We start from the raw sequence: 16,968 nt of genomic DNA on the forward strand, positions 1-16,968 counted from the left end.
TATGCATCATCATGCAAGCTAATACACACCGCGGTCTTTCGACGGGACGGAATCCGTGGTCACTGCTTGCCGAGCGACCGCCGAATCTCGTCGAGTTTGGCCTTTCCCGCCTTCTCCCGCTTCTCCCACGCCTCGTCCAGCGACTGCCCCGACGGGCTGTCGTGCGCGAGTTCGGAGGAGCCCATCGCCGTCCCGAACCGTCCCTCGATCCGCTCACGCACGCGGTCGAACGTCGGGACACCAGCCGGCGTGTAGTCCGGCTCGGGCACACCGGGCGCGATGTGGGGCACGACCTCCGCGGTCACCGGATCCTCGGCCGGAATCGCCGCACCGACGTCCACCGCCGCGAGGAGCGCCCCGAGGCCCGGACGACCCGCGGCCACCGCACGCACGACCTCGACGAACTCGGCGTCGGTCAACTGACTCGCCGCCGCCACGACGTCGCGCACTTCGGTCATCGCACTGCTCCTCACCGCCTCGGGCCCCTCCACCCAGGCTACGGGTCAGCTGCGCAGTTCGGCACCTACGGCGGCGGACGCCGCAGCCACGGCGGCGTCGCGGGCGGCGCTCGCCTCGTCCTCGGTCAGGGTGCGGTCGGGGCCGCGGAATCGCAGCGCGAAGGCCAGCGACTTCCGGCCCTCCCCGACCTGCTCACCTTCGAACACGTCGAACAGCCGGATGTCCTCGAGGAGCTCTCCTCCACCCGACCGCAGGGCCGCCTGGACCTCGCCGGCGGGCACCGCGGTGTCGACCACGACCGCCACGTCCTGAAGGACCGCGGGAAAGGGCGAGACCTTCGGCGCGGGCAGATTCTCCACCAGCGGCAGGGCGTCCAGATCGATCTCCACGGCACTCGTCCGCGGGGGAAGTCCGGCGCGCTCGAGCACGGCGGGATGCAACTCGCCCGCGTGTCCGACGACGACACCGTCCACGAGCAGCTCCGCGCCGCGGCCCGGGTGCCACGGCAAGTACTGCGTCGCGCGGAACTCCACCTCGACACCGGCCGCGGCGGCGACCGCCCGGGCGGCGGCGAACGCGTCGGTGGCGTCGGCTGCGCGGCCCGGACCCCACGGACCGCTCGGCTCACGCTGCCCCGTCAGCACCGCCGCCACGTGCACCGGCTGGTCCGGCAACGACTGCAGCAGTGCCGTGATCTGTTCGTCGGTCGGTCGCCTGTCCACCGGCAGCGCCTCGACCGGCTTGGTGTCGGCGCCGGGCAGCACGACCTGCGCTATGCCGAACAGCGACAGGTCGCGTTGACCGCGGGAGACGTTGCGGGCGAGGACCTCGAGAAGTCCGGGCAGCAACGTGGTGGCCAGTTCCGGCCGATCCGATTCGAGCGGGTTGAGCACCGTGCTGGTATTCCTGCGCGGATCCTCGGGGTCCAGCCCCCACGTGTCGAAGATCGCGGTGGGCAGGAAGACGGGGGGAAGGATCTCGACGTATCCCGAGAATGCCAGGGCACGGCCGACGGCGCGCTTGCGGCGCTGCGCAGGAGTCAACCCACGACCCGCGGGGGCAGCGGGCAGCACCGACGGAATCTTCTCGAGCCCCTCGAGGCGCAGCACCTCCTCCACCAGGTCGGCGGGCTGCACCAGATCGGGCCGCCACGACGGCGGGCCGGCGACGAGCTGACCGTGCCCGCTGTCGCTGACCCCGACCTCGACGTTGCAGCCGATCTGTGTGAGCCGGCGCGCAGCGGTGCCGTTGGGGTAGTCGACCCCCGCAACCCGGTCGGGGAGGTCGATGTCCATGTGGATGGGCTCGTGCGGGGTGACCTCACCGATGTCGGTGAGCGCCGGCTCGACCCGCCCGCCGGCGATGTCGACGAGCAGCGCGGCCGCCCGGTCGAGTGCCGCGACGGGGATCTCGGGGTCGACGACGCGCTCGAAACGCTTGCCTGCCTCACTCGACAGCTTGTGCCTGCGCGCGGTCTTGAACACCGCGAGCGGATCCCACGTGGCCGCCTCGAGCAGGATGTCGGTGGTTTCCGACCCGACCTCGGTGGACGCGCCACCCATGATCCCGGCCAGCGACACGACGCCCGAATCGTCGGCGATCACGACGTCCTCGGGGTCGAGGGCGCGCTCGGTCTCGTCGAGAGTCGTCAGCGTCTCCCCCGCCACCGCGCGGCGCACGACGAGTTCACCGCTGATCTTCGCGGCATCGAACGCGTGCAACGGCTGGCCCAGTTCGAGCAGAACGTAATTGGTGACGTCGACGGCCGGCGAGATCGGGCGGACCCCCGACAGCAGCAACCGACGCTGCAGCCACCACGGGCTGACCGCCTTCGGATCGATACCCGTCACCCGGCGGGCGGCGAAACGCGTCGCCTTCGACGCCGGCTCGACGCGGATCGGCCACGCCTCTCCCTCCGCCGGGTACGGCGCCACCGACGCCGGGTCGGCGAAGTCCAGGTCGAACCCACACGCCAGTTCGCGGGTGAGCCCGCGGACGGAGAAGCAGTAGCCGCGGTCCGGGGTGATGTTGAGTTCGATGACCGTGTCGTGCAGGCCCATCAACTCGTTGGCGTCCGCGCCGGGGAGCGCGGTGCCCGGCTCGAGGACGAGGATGCCCGAGTGGTCCTTGCCGATGCCGAGTTCGGCCACCGAGCAGATCATCCCGTCGGAGACCTGCCCGTACGTCTTGCGGGACGCGATGGCGAAACCACCGGGAAGGACTGCACCCGGCAGTGCGACCACCACGAGGTCGCCTTCGGCGAAGTTCCGGGCACCGCACACGATGCCCTGCGGCTCGGCCGCCCCCACATCCACCTTGCAGAAGCGGATCGGCTTCTTGAACTCGGTGAGCTCGGCGATCTCGAGAACCTTGCCGACCACGAGGGGGCCGTCGACGGGCTCGAGCCGGTCGACTTCCTCGACCTCGAGCCCGACCCGGACGAAACCTGCGTCGAGTTCCTCGGCGGTGACGTCCCAGTCCGGGGTGGCACGCTGCAGGATCTCGGTCAGCCAGGATTGCGCTACTCGCACGTCTGCTCAGCTCTCTCGTTCGTGAAGATGTCGTGACTGTGGTGGGCGGGATTCGGGTGACGCAGGGTCAGCCCTGGACACCGAAGGGCAGCGTGAATCGCACGTCGCCCTCGACGATGTCGCGCATGTCCGGGATCCCGTTCCGGAACTGGAGTGTGCGCTCGAGCCCCATGCCGAACGCGAACCCGGTGTACACGTCGGGGTCGATTCCGGAGGCGCGCAGCACATTCGGATTGACCATTCCGCAGCCGCCCCACTCGACCCAGCCTGCGCCGCCCTTCTTGTTCGGGAACCAGACGTCCACTTCGGCGGACGGTTCCGTGAACGGGAAGTAGTTCGGTCGCATCCGGGTACGGGTCTCGGGACCGAACAGTGCGCGGGCGAACGCGTCGAGCGTGCCACGCAGGTGGGCCATGGTGAGGCCCTTGTCGACGGCGAGTCCCTCCACCTGAGAGAAGACCGGGGTGTGGGTCGCATCGAGTTCGTCGGTGCGGAACGTCCGCCCGGGGCACACCACGTAGATCGGCACCTCGCGCGCGAGCATGGTGCGCACCTGTACCGGCGACGTGTGCGTGCGGAGCACCTGGCGCGAGCCCTCCGGTGCGATGTGGAACGTGTCCTGCATCGTCCGGGCGGGGTGATCGGGCAGGAAGTTGAGAGCATCGAAGTTGAAGTGCTCGGTCTCCACCTCCGGGCCCTCGGCGACCTCCCAGCCCATCGCGACGAACACGTCCTCGACCTGCTCGGAGATGATGCTGATCGGGTGGCGGGCACCCGCCGGCTGACGCTGCGACGGCAGCGTCACGTCGATGGCCTCGGCCACGAGTACGGCCGCGTCGCGTTCGGCGAGCAGGACGGCGCGGCGCTCGTCGAACGCCGCACTGATCCGGGTGCGGGCGACGTTCACGCGCTTGCCTGCGTCGGCCTTCTCCTTGCCCGGGAGGGCTCCGAGTCCGCGGCGAGCGAGGGCGATCGGCGACTTGTCACCCATGTGCTCGACCTTGGCCTTCGCCAGGTCGTCGAGATCCGCCGCCGACGCGAACGCCTTCTCGGCGCTCTCCGCTGCCGCAGTCAGGGCGTCTTCGGTGAGCGCACTCGCATCGACCGCGCCGCCTTCGACCCCCGTGGAGGCAGCGCCCTCTTTTTTAGCCACGACCGGTGCCACTCCTTAAGTTCTTTCAGTCAACACTCTCGACGAAACCGAAACAGCTCGCCGTCAAATCCTATGCGATCCGATTTTCGCCGGTTCAGCTGTCGGTTCGCTTGCGGTTCTGGACCCGTGCGCTCGAATACAGGCAGATCGACGCCGCCGTCGCCAGGTTGAGGCTCTCGGCTCGACCGTGGATCGGAATCCGCACCCGGTGATCGGCTCGCGCCGAGGTGGCTGCGTCGAGGCCGTGGGCCTCGTTGCCGAACAGCCACGCCGTGGGGCGGGCCAGCAGTTCGTCGGCGTCGTCCAGATCTACTTCGCCGTCGGCCGCCGTGGCGAGCAATTGGATTCCCGCCGCGCTGATGCTGTCGAGGACCGCCGCGATGTCCCGTTCACGCACCACCGGGAGGTGGAAGAGGCTTCCGGCGGACGCCCGGACGCATTTGCCGTTGTGCGGGTCGACGCTGTCGCCCGCGAGAATCGCCGCGTCCGCGCCCACCGCGTCCGCGACTCGGATGACGGTGCCCGCGTTACCGGGCTCCGCGACCGCGACCGGAACCGCGAGCAGACGAGTTCCGGGGCCTATCGCCTCCGCCAGCGGAACATCGAGGAGGTCGCACACCGCGACGAGACCCGGTGGGGTCACCGTGTCGCTGAGCGCTCGGACCGCCCGGTCCGTCACCAGCGACGTACGGACGCCCGCAGTGTGTGCCCGGTCGATCAGCCTCGAGTACCGCTGCTCCGCGTCCTCGGTGTAGAAGAGGTCGTGCACGGGGCGGGTGTCGAGTGCCTCACCGACGGAATTCTCGCCTTCCACCAGGAACCGCCCGACCTTGCGGCGTTCCGCGGTGCGCAGCAGCTTGACAGCAGAAACGACCCGTGGAGTGCGCTCGGTGAGCGGGTCCACGGGTCGTTTCCGAGGCTCTGAAGGCCGGGGTGCTGCGAGACTCAGGCTGCTTCTCCGGCCGGAGCGTTCACGTCGGCCGGAAGCGCCGCCTTGGCCAGGGCCACGAGGCCGGCGAATGCCGCCGCGTCGGAAACGGCCAGCTCGGCGAGGTTCTTGCGGTCGACCTCGATCTCGGCCAGACGCAGACCCTGGATCAGGCGGTTGTACGTGATGTCGTTCGCCCGCGCCGCAGCGTTGATACGCGTGATCCACAGCTTGCGGAAGTCGCCCTTGCGCGCACGGCGGTCACGGTAGGCGTAGGTCAGCGAGTGGAGCTGCTGTTCCTTCGCCTTGCGGTACAGGCGCGAGCGCTGACCGCGGTAGCCGCTGGAGGCTTCGAGAATCGAACGACGCTTCTTCTGGGCGTTTACCGCCCTCTTTACGCGTGCCACTGAAAAATCCTGTCAATCTTGGGGCGGTGAGCTGCCCCGGGTGGTCAGTAAAAGGGGTGTCGACTCAGATGTCGAGCAGGCGCTTGATGCGAGGAGTGTCAGCCTTGCTGACGACAGCCACGCCATCGAGGCGACGGGTCACCTTCGTGGCCTTGTGCTCGAGCAGGTGGCGGCGACCGGCCTTCTGGCGCAGGATCTTTCCGCTGCCGGACACCTTGAATCGCTTCGCGGTGCCGCTGTGGGTCTTCGACTTGGGCATGGAGTCCTCAGTTCTCTGTATCCGGACCGTGATCCGGGTCGTGCTGGTGTAGTCGGACTAGCTGGTCGGCGCTTCGCCGGGCGCACTGCCGCCCGCCTGCTCCGCAGGTGCCGCCGGAGCCTGTGCCGGTTCGGCCGGCGCGGGAACTGCCCGCTGCGCCGGCGGCGCAGCGGCGCTTTCCTGCGCCTTCACACGGGTCTTCGCGCCCTTGTGCGGAGCGAGCACCATCGTCATGTTTCGACCGTCCTGCTTGGCGGACGTCTCCACGAACCCGAGGTCCGCGACGTCTGCACCGAGACGCTGCAGCAGCCGGAATCCGAGTTCCGGACGCGACTGCTCACGTCCGCGGAACATGATCGTGACCTTGACCTTGGATCCGGCTTCGAGGAAGCGCACGACGTTGCGCTTCTTCGTCTCGTAGTCGTGATCGTCGATCTTGGGGCGGAGCTTCTGCTCCTTGATGACCGTGAGCTGCTGGTTCTTGCGCGACTCACGCGCCTTCTGCGCGGCCTCGTACTTGAACTTGCCGTAGTCCATGATCTTGCAGACCGGCGGGCGAGCGTCGGGGGCCACCTCGACCAGGTCGAGATCGGCCTCGAGGGCCAAGCGGAGTGCATCTTCAACACGCACGATGCCAACCTGTTCACCTCCGGGTCCGACGAGGCGGACCTCGGGAACTCGGATGCGATCGTTGATGCGGGTCTCAGTGCTGATGGGGCCTCCTAGGTTGAACGGTCTTGTCTCGAGACCGCCAGCAGCCCGTACGCCCGGATTCCCAACAAAAAAGCCCCGCTGCGGTGAATGACTCTCACCATGCGGGGCCCGATGTCGACCGATCAGACGAACTCACGGCTCACGCCGATCCCTCATCTCCTCACACTCGAGGAACTCGAACCGAGCAGCCTCGGATCGAGCGACCGGACCACTGAACTGCAGTTTTACCTGCCGCGCAGAGGTGGGAGTCGGACTCCACTTGCTGCCCCCGACAAATCCGAAGGCGGTCGTTGCGTCAAGAGTAACATTTGCGCACGTCCCGAGCTAATCGATACCGGGACGTTGCGCCACGGGGCACTGGTGGAATCCTCTAAGGCATGACGGACAACATCGATGACACCCCGAACGACGGCACCCCGAACGACGGTGACCAGAATACCGACGTCCGGGAACTGGCCGACGTCCCTTCGGTCGAGGTCATCAGCCGCGCCGCGGTCATGCTCATGAGTTCGGCAGCCGAGAAGCTCGGCCTGTCCGACGCCGACCCCGACTCCAGCCCCCACCGCGACCTCGACGAGGCCCGGCGGGTCATCACCGCCCTCGCCGGCCTGGTGACCGCGTCCATCGAGTACCTCGGACCGCACGCGGGACCGATCCGCGAAGGCCTCCAGGCACTGCAGCGCGCGTTCCGCGAAGCGTCCTCGCACCCGGACGAGCCGGGCAAGGGTCCGGGCGAGAAGTACACCGGCCCCGTGTACTGACATGGCGAGCCGAAACAAGACCGCGCAGACGCCGGCCGGCGTCGACGAGTTCCTCGCCACGATCGCCGACCCGGTCAAGCGCGCCGACAGCGCACGGCTGGTGGAACTGCTCACCGCCGCGAGCGGAGAGCGCGCCGCGATGTGGGGCACCAGCATCGTCGGGTTCGGCTCCCGCCACTACCGGTATGCCAGCGGTCACGAGGGCGACACCGCACTGATCGGCTTCTCGCCCCGAGCCGCAGCACTGACCCTGTACCTCTCGCTCGACTTCACCGAGTTCGAGGCCGAACTCGCCGCTCTCGGCAAGCACACCCTCGGCAAGGGCTGCCTCTACGTCAAGAAGCTCGCCGATGTCGACGAGTCGGTTCTCGTCTCACTGCTGAACCGATCCGTGGCCGCCGCCCGCGCTCTGATCGAATCTCACCGTTCGAACACGGTGCGCGCGTCGGCCGGCGGTTCACCGAAGAGGCTCGCATCGCGCGGGACGAACGACCGGCCGGTGAGGGTGGCGTCGGACACCCGGTCCAGCCGGAACCACCGCACACCCGCCCGGCTCAGGCACCACGCGACGAGGAACCACGATCCCCTGGTGTGAGCGAGAAGGTGCGGTTCGACGACGCGTTCGGTGCGCTCACCGTCCCGGTCCACATATCGGAGCGACACCATCAGTTCGCGCTGCAATCCGTCTTCGACGACGCGGCGGATGCGTGGTTCCGCGCTCGCCGTGTCGGCGTCCCGCCGGATCCACACCTTCGCGCCGAGTCGCTCCACCCGCACCCTCGACTCTGCATCCATCACGTCGAGCAGCTTGGCCAGCGCGGCGCGGCCGTCGGTCGCGAACGGCGCATCGCGAAACGCCGTGAGGACCAATGCCACCGAGACCGCTTGAGCGGGAGTGAAATTCACCGGCGGCAACGTGCCGTTCCCGATGATCCCGTATCCCCCGCCCGGGCCGGCAGTGGCCCAGATCGGGGCGCCCGAGGACTGCAGCACGGCGATGTCCCGCTTGATCGTGCGGGTGGTCACCTCGAACTGTGCCGCCAACTGCTCCGCGGTCCGGCCCCGGGCGCCCGCGCGGCGCAGTTCTTCCGTCAGGGCGTGGAGGCGGGCGGGACGGTCCATGAGGGCAGTCTGCCGAACGACCGCGGCAATGTCCCGAATCTCGCCAACCGATTCCGTTATGCGACTGTGACACATACGGTGACACGCACATGTCACCGATACGGGTTCACTCTTGTCTCATGACCCAGACAAGCGAAGCACACGACAGCACAGGCATTCACATCATCCTGGCTCCCGGATTCTGGCTCGGCGCATGGGCTTGGGAGGCAGTGGCTTCCGACCTGGTCCGGCGAGGACACCACGTCACCGCGGTGACCCTGCCCGGACTCGACTCCGAGGACAGCGACCGCGTCGGCATCCGACTGGACGATCACATCTCCGCGATCGCGGACGTCGTCGCGACCACACCGTCGTCTGAGCGGGTTGTGCTCGTGGCACACAGCGGTGCGGGACCGGTGGCGTACGCGGCGAGCGATCGGATTCCCGACCGACTGGCCCGCATCGTCTACGTCGACTCGGGACCACTGCAGAACGGCGCCGCGCTGCGGGAGGATCTCGATGCTTCGGTCACCGAGATCCCGCTTCCGTCGTGGTCCGAACTCGAAGCCGAAGGCAGCAGTCTCGACGGACTCGACGACGTCTTGCTCGACATGTTTCGCAGCCGCGCAGTGCCCGAACCAGCCGGTCCCGCGAGGGACAGGCTCGAACTCGTCGACAGCAGCCGTCTGGACGTGCCGACCACGGTGATCTGCACCAGCTTTCCGTCGGAGGTCATCCAGCAGATGGCAGGCGCGGGTCATCCGATGGCCGCCGAACTCGCGCAGATCGCGAAGGTCGACTACGTCGATCTGCCGACCGGCCACTGGCCGATGTGGTCGCGGCCCGCGGACCTCGCGACCGCGATCGACGCGGCCGCGAGGAACTGACCGAACTCAGCTGACTGCTGCGGCCTTCTTCGGCGCCCGCTTACGCGGTGTCGCCGTGGCGGCCGCGACAGTCTTCTTCGCCGAAGCGGACTTCCGTGTCGACGACGACTTGGCCGCCTTCGACTTCGCCGCGGCGGGAGGCGTCGGCACCTCGAGGACGTTTTCGAGGAAACGACCCGTGTAGCTCTCCGGAACCTGCGCCACCTCCTCCGGCGTGCCTTGCGCGACGACGGTTCCGCCGCCGGACCCGCCCTCCGGGCCCATGTCGACCACCCAGTCGGAGGTCTTGATCACGTCGAGGTTGTGCTCGATCACGATCACCGTGTTGCCCTTGTCGACCAAGCCGTTGACGACCCCGAGCAGCTTCCGGATGTCCTCGAAGTGGAGACCCGTCGTGGGCTCGTCGAGGATGTACACCGTGCGGCCCGTCGAACGCTTCTGCAGTTCGGCGGCAAGCTTCACGCGCTGGGCCTCACCGCCGGACAGCGTGGGTGCCGGCTGACCGAGCCGTACGTAACCGAGACCGACCTCGACCAGGGTCTTGAGGTAGCGGTGGATGGAGGTGATGGGCTCGAAGAACTCCGCGGCCTCCTCGATCGGCATGTCCAGGACCTCGGCGATGGTCTTGCCCTTGTAGTGGACCTCGAGAGTCTCGCGGTTGTACCGGGCCCCGTGGCACACCTCGCACGGCACGTACACGTCGGGTAGGAAGTTCATCTCGATCTTCAACGTGCCGTCGCCGGAGCAAGCCTCGCATCGGCCGCCTTTGACGTTGAACGAGAACCGGCCCGGCTGGTAGCCGCGCACCTTCGATTCCGTGGTGGCGGCGAACAGGGTGCGGATCTTGTCGAACACCCCCGTGTAGGTAGCCGCGTTGGAACGCGGGGTGCGGCCGATCGGTGACTGGTCGACCTGCACGAGCTTGTCCAGTTGGTCGAGCCCGTTGATGCGGGTGTGCCGGCCCGGCACCTGGCGGGCGCCGTTGAGCTTGTTCGCCATCACCGTCGCGAGGATGTCGTTGACGAGCGTCGACTTACCGGACCCGGACACGCCGGTGACCGACGTGAGCACGCCCAGCGGGAAGCTGACGTCGATGCCCCCGAGGTTGTGTTCGCGCGCACCGATGACGGTGACCTGCCGTTTGCGATCGACCGGCCGGCGGATGGCGGGAATCTCGATGTGACTGCGGCCCGACAGGTAGGCGCCGGTGAGGGATTCCTCGCAGTCGAGCAGTTCCTCGTACGGCCCGCTGTGGACGACCTTGCCTCCGTGCTCGCCGGCGAGCGGTCCGATGTCGACCACCCAGTCGGACGTGCGGATGGTGTCTTCGTCGTGTTCGACCACGATGAGCGTGTTCCCGAGATCGCGCAGGCGCGTCAGGGTCTCGATGAGACGCCGGTTGTCGCGCTGGTGCAGACCGATCGACGGCTCGTCGAGCACGTACAGGACCCCCACCAGACCCGAGCCGATCTGGGTGGCGAGGCGGATACGCTGCGCCTCACCACCGGACAGGGTCCCGGCGGCGCGAGCGAGCGACAGGTATTCGAGGCCGACGTCGAGGAGGAAGCCGAGACGTGCCTGGACCTCCTTGAGCACCTGACCGGCGATGGCCTCCTCGCGGCTGCCCAGCGTGAGGCTGTTCAGGAAGTCGGCGCAATCGGAGATCGACAGTTCGCAGACCTCGGCGATCGACTTCATGCCGAACTTCTCGTTCGCGATCGTGACCGACAGGATCTCGGGACGCAGACGCGCACCACCACACGCGGGACAGGGGGTGTCGCGCATGTAGCCGTCGTAGCGTTCCTTCATCTGGTCCGACTCGGTCTGCTCGAGGCGGCGGTGCAGGAACGGCATGACGCCCTCGAACTCGGCATAGTAGGAACGGGTACGCCCGTACCGGTTCTTGTACCGGACGTGGACCTGTTCCTCGCTGCCCTCGAGGATCGCCCGGCGCGCCTTCGCGGGCAGCTTGTTCCACGGCGTCTTCATGTCGAAGCCGAGAATGTCGCCGAGCCCGGACAGCAGGCGGCCGAAGTATTCGGAACTCTGCCCCATCGACCACGGTGCGATGGCTCCGTCCTCGAGGGACAGCTCGGGGTCGGGGACCACGAGGTCGGGGTCGACCTCCTTGCGGATTCCGAGACCGGTGCACTCGGGGCAGGCGCCGTACGGGGAGTTGAACGAGAACGACCGGGGTTCGAGGTCGTCGATGGAGAGAGCGTGGCCGTTCGGGCACGCCAGCTTCTCCGAGAATCGGCGTTCCCGGTCTGCGGCGTTCTCTTCGCGGTCGACGAAATCGAGGACGACGATGCCCTCCGCCAACCGCAGCGCGGTCTCGACGGAGTCCGTGAGCCGCTGCTTGGAACCGGCCTTGACGGTGAGGCGGTCGACGACGACCTCGATGTCGTGCTTCTCCTGCTTTTTGAGCTTGGGCGGATCGGAGAGGGGATGCACCACGCCGTCGACCCGCACACGCGAGTAGCCCTGCATGTTGAGCTGGTCGAACAGGTCGACGAATTCACCCTTGCGGGTGCGCACGACGGGAGCGAGCACCTGGAAGCGGGTGCCTTCCTCCATGTCGAGGACCTGGTCGACGATCTGCTGGGGCGTCTGCCGCGCGATCTGCTCGCCACACACCGGGCAGTGGGCGGTGCCCGCCCGGGCGTACAGCAGACGGAGGTAGTCGTAGACTTCCGTGATCGTGCCGACCGTCGACCGCGGGTTGCGGTTGGTCGACTTCTGGTCGATGGACACCGCCGGCGACAGACCTTCGATGAAGTCGACGTCGGGCTTGTCCATCTGACCGAGGAACTGGCGGGCGTACGCCGACAGCGACTCGACGTAGCGGCGCTGGCCCTCGGCGAAGATCGTGTCGAACGCCAGACTCGACTTGCCCGAGCCCGACAGCCCGGTGAACACGATCAGGCTGTCGCGGGGCAGATCGAGATCGACCCCTCGCAGATTGTGCTCACGGGCACCCCGCACGATAAGGCGATCCGCCACTCCAAGTCCCTTCATTGTCCGACAGCCGAGGGCGCGCATGAACGCTGAGCCCTCTGGCCGTGCCATGGTAAGCCGGGGCACCGACACGTTCTGTGGGACGGATGGCCGCCCTGCCACTCACCTGCCTGTATTCGACGGTAGCCTCCCCATCATGACCGAGCAGCCCATGGTGATAGAAGACTCGTACACCGGCCACGTCTCCCCCGGTTCGGCGCCGCAGCGCCGAACGGTTCCGGGAGCCACGATCACGAAGATGTCCGTCGGCCCCATGGACAACAACGTGTACCTGGTCGTCTGTTCCACAACCGGAAAATCCGTCCTCATCGACGCCGCCAACGAGGCGGACCGCGTCAACCAACTGATCGGCGAACACGCTCCGTCCCTCGAGCTGATCGTCACCACGCACCAGCACGGCGACCATTGGCTGGCGCTCGAGGACGTCGCGGCCGCCACCCGCGTGGACACCGCCGCCCATCCACTCGACGCCGACGCACTGCCCGTCCGGCCCGACCGTCTCCTCGAAGACGGTGACACGGTCACCGTCGGCGACGTCACCCTCGACGTGATCCATCTCGCCGGCCACACACCCGGCTCCGTCGCACTCGCGCTCACCGAGTCCGGCGGCGGACGTATCCACCTCTTCACCGGCGACTCCCTCTTCCCCGGCGGCGTGGGCAAGACCGCCGACGCCGGCAAGTTCGCATCACTGCTCACCGACGTCGAAACCAAGCTCTTCGACCGTTACGGCGACGACACGGTCGTCTACCCCGGCCACGGTGACGACACCACCCTCGGCGCCGAGCGCCCCCACCTCGGGGAGTGGCGCGAGCGCGGCTGGTGACCGCACCCGATCGCGATTGCGCACCGAACGGTCCGCGATTGGCGATCGGCCTACCTGGGTACTGGTGAATGGGCAGCCCGTCGGTTCGGCAACACAGTCGTACGCCGACGGCTGCCCAGAACTCTCGTTAGTGTGAGACGGGAGAACTCGAGATTGGGAGGCCAGGAATGCTTGTCCGTCGTATCGCTCGCCCACTGCTGTCCGCAGTCTTCATCAGCGGAGGGATCGATGCACTTCGAAATCCGGCGCAGAGAGCACAGGCCGCCGCACCACTGATCGACAAGTCCACCGAGACGCTTCCCGAGTCCGTCACGCAGAAGATCCCGTCCGACCCGGAGACGTTGGTCAAGATCAACGCCGCCGTGCAGATCGGCGGCGGCGTGCTCCTCGCGACCGGGAAGGCGCCACGGCTCGCGTCGCTCGCGCTGGCCGGCAGTCTCGTGCCCACTACCGTTGTGGGGCACGACTTCTGGAACGAGACCGACCCCGCCAAGAAGGCGGCACAGCGCACTCAGTTCCTCAAGAATGTCGGCCTGCTCGGCGGACTGCTGATCGCCGCCGTCGACACCGAGGGCAAGCCGTCCCTCGGTTGGCGTGGACGCCGCGCCGCACGGCACGCACAGGAGGCCGTGGCCGCGGCTCTGCCGCTCGGATCGGGTCACGACCATCACGGCCCCGAGTTCGGGGAGGCATTGGCTGCGGCGTCGGAGCGTGCACGCATTCTCTCCGGTGAGGCCGCCGAGCGCGGCTCCGGTCTCCTCGAGGTCGCGAAAGACCGCGGCGCCGAACTCGCGAAGGTCGCCGCAGATCGCGGCCCCGAGTGGGCGGACGTCGCGAAGGAACACGGCTCCGAGTGGGCCGAGGTCGCCAAGGAGCGCGGCGCCGAACTCGTCGAACTGGCGAAGGAGCGCGGCGCCGAACTCGTCGACGTCGCGAAGGAGCGCGGCCCGGAATTGGCCGAGGTCGCCCGTGAGAAGGGCGGCGAATGGGCCGGCACCGCCGCGGAACGCGGTGAAGTGCTGAGCAAGCGGGCCCGCAAACAGGCGGAGACCGCGCTCGAGAAGGCCCGAGCGAAGCGGCACGAACTGTCCCACTGACCCGCGGCGCGGCGCCGCCCGGCGCCGGATATTCGATCTGATCGGCCCCGGAGATCACCCCTGACCTGCAATGTCAGCGGGCCGTCTCCGGGGCCGACTAGACTGTCCAGGCACTTTTGCAGCCGATCCGGTTGCAGCCGAACCAGTCAAGGAGACCTCTTGCCCGACGAGGACACGTCACGCGACGAGCGCGAGCTCGAGCAGCAGTACGTGACGATGCTCTACACCCGACTGGACGGCCTTCGCCAGTACGCGGCGAACCGGCTGAGCCGCGTACTGCTCGAAACCGGCGGGACCCCGCAGGCCCGCAGCGAGCGGGAGTCGTTCAACCAGCTCTACACCGAAGACCTCGCCAAGTACGACGCCGCCGAGAACGGACTGTGCTTCGGGCGCATCGATCTCGACGGCGAGCACCGCTACATCGGCCGACTCGGCATCCTCGACGAGGAGAACGACTACGAGACGATGCTCCTCGATTGGCGTGCGCCCCTTGCCCGCCCGTTCTACCTGGCCACCCCCGCCGCCCCCGACGGCGTGTCCCGTCGACGGCACATCCGGACGCGGAGCCGCCGGGTGACGGCCGTCAACGACGAGTATCTGGATCTGGCGGCGGCGGAAGCTGCGGGCACGGTCACCGGCTCGGACGGCGTCGCGGGTGAGAGTGCGCTGCTCGCGGCGCTCAACGCGGCCCGCACGGGTCAGATGAACGACATCGTCGAGACGATCCAGGGTGAGCAGGACGCGATCATCCGGTCGGACCACAAGAGTGTGCTGGTGGTCCAGGGTGGACCCGGTACCGGTAAGACGGCGGTCGCTCTGCACCGCGCCGCCTACCTGCTGTACACCTACCGTCAGCAGCTCGCGAAGGCCGGTGTCCTCATCATCGGCCCGAACGCCACGTTCCTCGACTACATCGGCCAGGTGCTGCCGTCGCTCGGCGAGACCGGTGTGCTGCTCTCGACCATCGGCGACCTCTACCCCGGTGTCCGCGCCACCGTCGAGGACAGCCTCGACGCCGGCGAGATCAAGGGCTCGCTCGACATGTTGGACGTTCTCAAGAAGGCCGTCCGGGATCGACAGGAAGTGCCGTCGCGTCCCGTGGAGCTGACGTTCGACACCTACCGGATCTCCCTCGACCGCAAGGTCGTCACCCGCGCTCGTGGCCGGGCGAGGTCGTCACGGCGCCCGCACAACCTGGCGCGGCCCATCTTCGTCTCGTCGGTCATCGAGGCACTCGCCCAGCAACTCGCGGACACACTGGGCGCCAACGTCGTCGACGGCGGGAACCTGCTGAGCCGCGACGACATCGCCGACATGCGGGACGAGATGCGTCAAGACCCGGAGATCATGACGGCGATCAGCGCGCTGTGGCCGGAACTTTCGCCGCAGCAGGTCCTCGCCGAGCTGTACGCATCGCCGAAGCGACTGGCCGACGCCGCGCCGAATTTGACCGAAGCGCAACGTGAGTCGCTGCGACGCCCCGTCATGCGCGGCTTCGGTGCCGCCGACGCGCCACTCCTCGACGAGTTGGCGGAGCTGCTCGGCGTCGACGACGCCGCCGAACGGGAGCGCGCCCGCCGCCAGTGGCGAGCGCAGATCGCGGATGCCCAGGGTGCTCTGGACATCCTGACCGGTTCGGCGCCACAGGATCTCGAGGACGAGCTGGACCCGGAAATACTGATGGCCTACGACCTGATCGACGCCAGTCAGCTGGCCGAACGCCACGACGTGGGGCAGCACCAGACCACCGCGGAGCGCGCAGCGGGCGACCGAACCTGGACCTACGGCCACGTGATCGTCGACGAGGCGCAAGAACTCTCGGAGATGGCCTGGCGAATGCTGATGCGGCGCATACCGAATCGCTGGATGACGCTCGTCGGCGACACGGCGCAGACCGGCGACCCGGCGGGAACGTCGTCGTGGCAACGGATCCTCGAGCCGTACGTGGCCGCACGGTGGAAGCTCACGGAACTGACCGTCAACTACCGCACTCCGGCGGAGATCATGACGTCGGCACGTCGAGTTCTCGCCGAGATCGACACCGAACAGACCGTGCCGCGGTCGGTGCGCGAATCCGGTTTCGCACCGTGGGCACTGCAGGTGTCCGAGACCGAACTCGCAGACACCGTGCGCACCTGTGTGTCCCGGGAGACCGGACCGGGCACGACTGTCGTGATCGGGGGCCACGACCTCGTCGCCGCGCTGGCCGATCTGAGGTCGGACTCCGTCAGCGTCCTGACGGTGCGGGACGTCAAGGGGTTGGAGTTCGACTCGGTGCTCATCGCCGAGCCACAGGACATTCTCGACGAGTCGCCGCGGGGAATGAACGACCTCTACGTCGCACTGACCCGCGCGACGCAACGACTCGGTGTGGTGCACACGAAGGCGTTGCCCGCGGTGCTGTCCGAACTCGGTCCGGCCGAGGTCGGGATCCTATCGTGACACCGGGCGGTCGCGGTCGGCTGATCGGGTGTGGGCTCGTCCTCACCACTATCGTGCTGACCGCGTGTTCGGAGGCCACCGCCTCCGACCCGCCGTCGACGGCCTCGGTTGCGCCCACTACGGCCGCAACACACCTCGACGCCCGTGGCCTGCGCTACAAGGAGTCGCTGATCGGGGCCGGCATACCGGCGCTGCCCGACGACACGGTCATGGCACTGGCCAACGGGATCTGCGGTCAGCTGTCCGAGGGGACCGACGAAGCCACGATCGTCGCGCATCTGACCCCGATGGCGCAGTACGCCTCGGCGACGTCGAATATCGGCCTCACCACCGAACAGGTGGCGCAGGTCTATCTCGATGCCGCCGAGGCGAATTACTGCTGATC

At 67.9% G+C, this 16,968-nt stretch carries 15 protein-coding genes and 1 pseudogene; 7 read left to right on the top strand and 9 right to left on the bottom strand.

The genetic code is table 11. The features are described from left to right. Positions 1-59: 59 nt before the first annotated feature. From ACFVJ3_RS13190 to infC, 7 genes are all read right to left on the bottom strand, one after another. Positions 60-458, bottom strand: a complete 399-nt coding sequence (locus ACFVJ3_RS13190) for a hypothetical protein (RefSeq protein ID WP_378452454.1) — start codon at positions 456-458, stop codon at positions 60-62. A 45-nt stretch (positions 459-503) separates the two neighbouring features. Continuing rightward, the gene (gene pheT, locus ACFVJ3_RS13195; RefSeq protein WP_378452455.1) at positions 504-2,990 is read right to left on the bottom strand and encodes a phenylalanine--tRNA ligase subunit beta; all 2,487 of its coding nucleotides are present in this window, start codon (positions 2,988-2,990) and stop codon (positions 504-506) included. 67 nt (positions 2,991-3,057) lie between these two features. Beyond that, positions 3,058-4,143 (bottom strand): phenylalanine--tRNA ligase subunit alpha, encoded by a 1,086-nt coding sequence (gene pheS, locus ACFVJ3_RS13200; protein ID WP_378452456.1) that lies wholly within the window; start codon positions 4,141-4,143, stop codon positions 3,058-3,060. 94 nt (positions 4,144-4,237) lie between these two features. After that, complete coding sequence (locus ACFVJ3_RS13205) at positions 4,238-5,047, bottom strand: TrmH family RNA methyltransferase (protein ID WP_378452457.1); 810 nt, start codon at positions 5,045-5,047, stop codon at positions 4,238-4,240. 41 nt (positions 5,048-5,088) lie between these two features. Continuing rightward, on the bottom strand, positions 5,089-5,478 hold the full coding sequence (rplT, locus tag ACFVJ3_RS13210; protein ID WP_005247385.1) for a 50S ribosomal protein L20: 390 nt from the start codon (positions 5,476-5,478) through the stop codon (positions 5,089-5,091). A gap of 64 nt (positions 5,479-5,542) precedes the next feature. After that, positions 5,543-5,737, bottom strand: coding sequence for a 50S ribosomal protein L35 (rpmI, locus tag ACFVJ3_RS13215; protein ID WP_005247390.1), 195 nt, complete (start codon positions 5,735-5,737; stop codon positions 5,543-5,545). A 57-nt stretch (positions 5,738-5,794) separates the two neighbouring features. Next, positions 5,795-6,451: a translation initiation factor IF-3 gene (gene infC, locus ACFVJ3_RS13220; protein ID WP_378452593.1), complete on the bottom strand. Its 657-nt coding sequence runs from the start codon at positions 6,449-6,451 to the stop codon at positions 5,795-5,797. A 377-nt stretch (positions 6,452-6,828) separates the two neighbouring features. Between infC and ACFVJ3_RS13225 the strand changes: the two genes are divergently transcribed. Next, complete coding sequence (locus tag ACFVJ3_RS13225) at positions 6,829-7,212, top strand: DUF1844 domain-containing protein (protein WP_378452458.1); 384 nt, start codon at positions 6,829-6,831, stop codon at positions 7,210-7,212. A gap of 1 nt (position 7,213) precedes the next feature. Continuing rightward, positions 7,214-7,591, top strand: a pseudogene (locus ACFVJ3_RS13230) (DUF1801 domain-containing protein); the annotation flags it as partial. A 41-nt stretch (positions 7,592-7,632) separates the two neighbouring features. Here the strand turns inward: ACFVJ3_RS13230 and ACFVJ3_RS13235 are convergent. Further along, positions 7,633-8,334, bottom strand: coding sequence for a helix-turn-helix transcriptional regulator (locus tag ACFVJ3_RS13235; protein ID WP_378452459.1), 702 nt, complete (start codon positions 8,332-8,334; stop codon positions 7,633-7,635). Positions 8,335-8,453: 119 nt separating this feature from the next. Between ACFVJ3_RS13235 and ACFVJ3_RS13240 the strand changes: the two genes are divergently transcribed. Next, positions 8,454-9,200, top strand: a complete 747-nt coding sequence (locus tag ACFVJ3_RS13240) for an alpha/beta fold hydrolase (protein WP_378452460.1) — start codon at positions 8,454-8,456, stop codon at positions 9,198-9,200. 6 nt (positions 9,201-9,206) lie between these two features. Here the strand turns inward: ACFVJ3_RS13240 and uvrA are convergent, their stop codons facing one another. Continuing rightward, complete coding sequence (uvrA, locus tag ACFVJ3_RS13245) at positions 9,207-12,203, bottom strand: excinuclease ABC subunit UvrA (RefSeq protein WP_378452461.1); 2,997 nt, start codon at positions 12,201-12,203, stop codon at positions 9,207-9,209. 151 nt (positions 12,204-12,354) lie between these two features. On the opposite strand from uvrA, the gene ACFVJ3_RS13250 reads away from it, so the two are divergent. From ACFVJ3_RS13250 to ACFVJ3_RS13265, 4 genes are all read left to right on the top strand, one after another. Beyond that, a complete protein-coding gene (locus ACFVJ3_RS13250; protein ID WP_378452462.1) occupies positions 12,355-13,044 on the top strand; it encodes an MBL fold metallo-hydrolase in 690 nt (229 codons plus the stop codon). 167 nt (positions 13,045-13,211) lie between these two features. Then, positions 13,212-14,141, top strand: coding sequence for a DoxX family membrane protein (locus tag ACFVJ3_RS13255; protein ID WP_378452463.1), 930 nt, complete (start codon positions 13,212-13,214; stop codon positions 14,139-14,141). A 159-nt stretch (positions 14,142-14,300) separates the two neighbouring features. Further along, complete coding sequence (locus tag ACFVJ3_RS13260; RefSeq protein WP_378452464.1) at positions 14,301-16,583, top strand: HelD family protein; 2,283 nt, start codon at positions 14,301-14,303, stop codon at positions 16,581-16,583. Then, positions 16,580-16,966 carry a DUF732 domain-containing protein gene (locus ACFVJ3_RS13265; RefSeq protein WP_378452465.1) on the top strand — a complete coding sequence of 129 codons (387 nt, stop codon included), beginning with the start codon at positions 16,580-16,582 and terminating at the stop codon, positions 16,964-16,966. Before ACFVJ3_RS13260 ends, ACFVJ3_RS13265 begins: the two co-directional genes overlap by 4 nt. The last annotated feature ends 2 nt before the right edge of the window (positions 16,967-16,968 follow it).

The organism is Rhodococcus sp. NPDC127593 (genome assembly GCF_042671975.1).
Taxonomy (GTDB): Bacteria; Actinomycetota; Actinomycetes; order Mycobacteriales; family Mycobacteriaceae; genus Rhodococcus_F.